Source organism: Sphingobium lactosutens DS20, assembly GCF_000445105.1.
Lineage (GTDB): Bacteria > Pseudomonadota > Alphaproteobacteria > Sphingomonadales > Sphingomonadaceae > Sphingobium > Sphingobium lactosutens.
The window spans coordinates 1-2091 of sequence record NZ_ATDP01000084.1; the positions used below are offsets into that span (position 1 = coordinate 1).

Genomic DNA, 2091 nt, shown 5'->3' on the forward strand with positions numbered 1-2091 from the left:
CAGCGGCGAGCTTGCCCGCATGAACGAGCAGTTTGCCAGAAGGGTCGAACAGAGAGTTCGCCGGCCCAAGCCTGTCGACGGGATCACTCCGGCGCGCATGGCGCGAAGCTGGGATTATGATCCGACCATCGCGATCGAGCGCGACATTCGGGACCAGAAGGGTAATCTGATTGCGGGTGCCGGTCATCGCATCAATCCGCTCGATTTCGTCGAGATAAAGCAGGACCTCGTCTTCGTCGACGGCGACGATGCGACGCAACTCGCGTGGGCGACCTCGCGCTATACGGATCTCAAGGCCAAGATCATCTTCGTCAACGGTTCGCCGATCGATGCGATGACGGCGAAGAAGCGGCGCTTCTATTTCGACCAGGAAGGCAAGCTCACTGCAACGTTCGGGATCGAGCATACGCCTGCGGTGGTCAGCCAAAACGGCAGGACGATGCGCGTTTCCGAGATCGTGCTGAAGCCAGGGAAGTCCGGCTGATGGCGCTGTGGCTCGACATGCTCCGAACGCCGATGGCGGCGCCCGAGACGGCGAGGCTAAGGACCATGCGCCTGTCCTGGCTCGCTCTCTGCGTCACCCTGGCCGGCGCAGTGACTCTTCTCGACCAGCTGCGCGGTCGCATCGGCCGAGCCGCGCCCTGTTTGATCGCCGTGCTGCTCGCCACAGCGCTCGTGGTCACGGTCCTTTACCTTCGGGCGAAGCGGCGCGCCGACGCGGCGTATCTCGATCAACTGGCGGAGAGAGAATGATGCGCGGACTTCGACCGATTTTCGGCACGTTTCTCGTCGTCCTGTTCGCCATCATGCTGGCGCCACGCGCCGAGGCTGCCGGTCCCACCTGCAATGGGAAGTTCGTCAACCCGATTACCGACGTCTGCTGGTCATGCCTGTTTCCGCTGTCGGTGGGCGGATTGAAGATCTGGCCGAGCGGCCGACCCGACACGAAGAACCCGGCGTCTCCCATATGCGCCTGTGCAGATCCTCTACCGCGCATCGGCATTTCCGTGGGCTTCTGGGAGCCTGCCCGCCTGGCGGACGTCACCATGAAGCCCTGGTGTTTTCCCAATCTTGGCGGAGTGCGCATCGCTCCGGGCTTCGATATCGGTCAGGGCTATCTGGCCGGCCCTTCGATGGTCGGCGGCAGGTCGCAGAGCACGGCCAAATGGCATGTGCATTGGTATGTCTATCCGCTGCTCTACTGGATGGAGATCCTTACGGATTTCGTCTGCTTCGAGCAGGCGAGCTTCGACATCGCCTATATGACCGAGGTCGATCCGCTCTGGCAGGATGACTCGCTTGCGGCGCTCATCAACCCCGAAGCGATCATTTTCGCAAATCCGCTCGCCAAGGCAGCCTGTGCGGGCGACTGCGTCGCCGGCACGGTGAACCTGCCGCTCGACCAGCTATTCTGGTGCGCAGGTTGTCAGGGGTCCATGTATCCCCTGAACGGGAACATCCCGGCGTCGATCGGCCATGTCCAGTCCTCGCGGCTCGCATTGTCGCGCTTTGCCTACAAGATGCACCGGCAGGCGCTCGCCTGGGGCACGATGGGCTCGGAAGGGCTGTGCAAGAAGTACCTCATGCCAGTCATGCGCAAACAGCAGTACCGGTTTCAGATGACCAATCCGATTCCGACGGTGAGCGGGCGCTTCGCCTGCTCGGCGATCGGAGCTTCGACAATGCCGCCGGATGCCGGTCGTGCCTATCCCGCGGGGGGCGAGGACATGGGCTATCTGGTCTGGCGCAAGCGCAACTGCTGCGTGCTGTGAAGGAGGGAGCGATGCGACTTCTCATCTTGGGCGCCGTTGGCCTCGTCGCAGCCGCCAGCATGACCGCTCTCCTGGCCCAGACCGTCGATGGCATCGATGTTCAGGCCATCAAGAAGCGATCGGCGGACCTTCAGGCGGATGCCGAGGCGTTCGTCGATCAGATCAAGGACCGCGGTGACGCGTTTCGGGAAGAGGCGGTTACCGTTCGTGACAGCGGCATGGAAAACATGCGGCGCGTCGCGGCGACGGATCTGCCGAAAGGACCTGCAGGGGCTGTCGACTTCGATGAAATCGTGCAGGGTGCTGCGACGAACGCCAA

Annotated in this window: 3 protein-coding genes and 1 pseudogene; all 4 read left to right on the forward strand. The window is 62.7% G+C overall.

Going from position 1 to position 2091, the window contains the following annotated elements; genetic code table 11:
* Positions 1–484: hypothetical protein (locus RLDS_RS39290; RefSeq protein WP_021225904.1), on the forward strand; the 484-nt coding region annotated here is incomplete at its 5' end.
* Positions 484–753: a hypothetical protein gene (locus RLDS_RS39295; RefSeq protein WP_020818497.1), complete on the forward strand. Its 270-nt coding sequence runs from the start codon at positions 484–486 to the stop codon at positions 751–753. The genes RLDS_RS39290 and RLDS_RS39295, both read left to right, overlap by 1 nt.
* Positions 750–1772: a conjugal transfer pilus assembly protein TraU gene (traU, locus tag RLDS_RS39300; RefSeq protein WP_020818496.1), complete on the forward strand. Its 1023-nt coding sequence runs from the start codon at positions 750–752 to the stop codon at positions 1770–1772. The genes RLDS_RS39295 and traU overlap by 4 nt, the downstream gene beginning before the upstream one ends.
* An 11-nt stretch (positions 1773–1783) precedes the next feature.
* Positions 1784–2091 (forward strand): annotated as a pseudogene (locus RLDS_RS39305) (type-F conjugative transfer system pilin assembly protein TrbC); the annotation flags it as partial.

What these genes read in the sequence shown, in the direction of transcription:
- RLDS_RS39295 (WP_020818497.1), top strand. Translation starts at nt 484, where the DNA reads ATGGCGCTGTGGCTCGACATGCTCCGAACGCCGATGGCGGCGCCCGAG.
- traU (WP_020818496.1), top strand. Translation starts at nt 750, where the DNA reads ATGATGCGCGGACTTCGACCGATTTTCGGCACGTTTCTCGTCGTCCTG.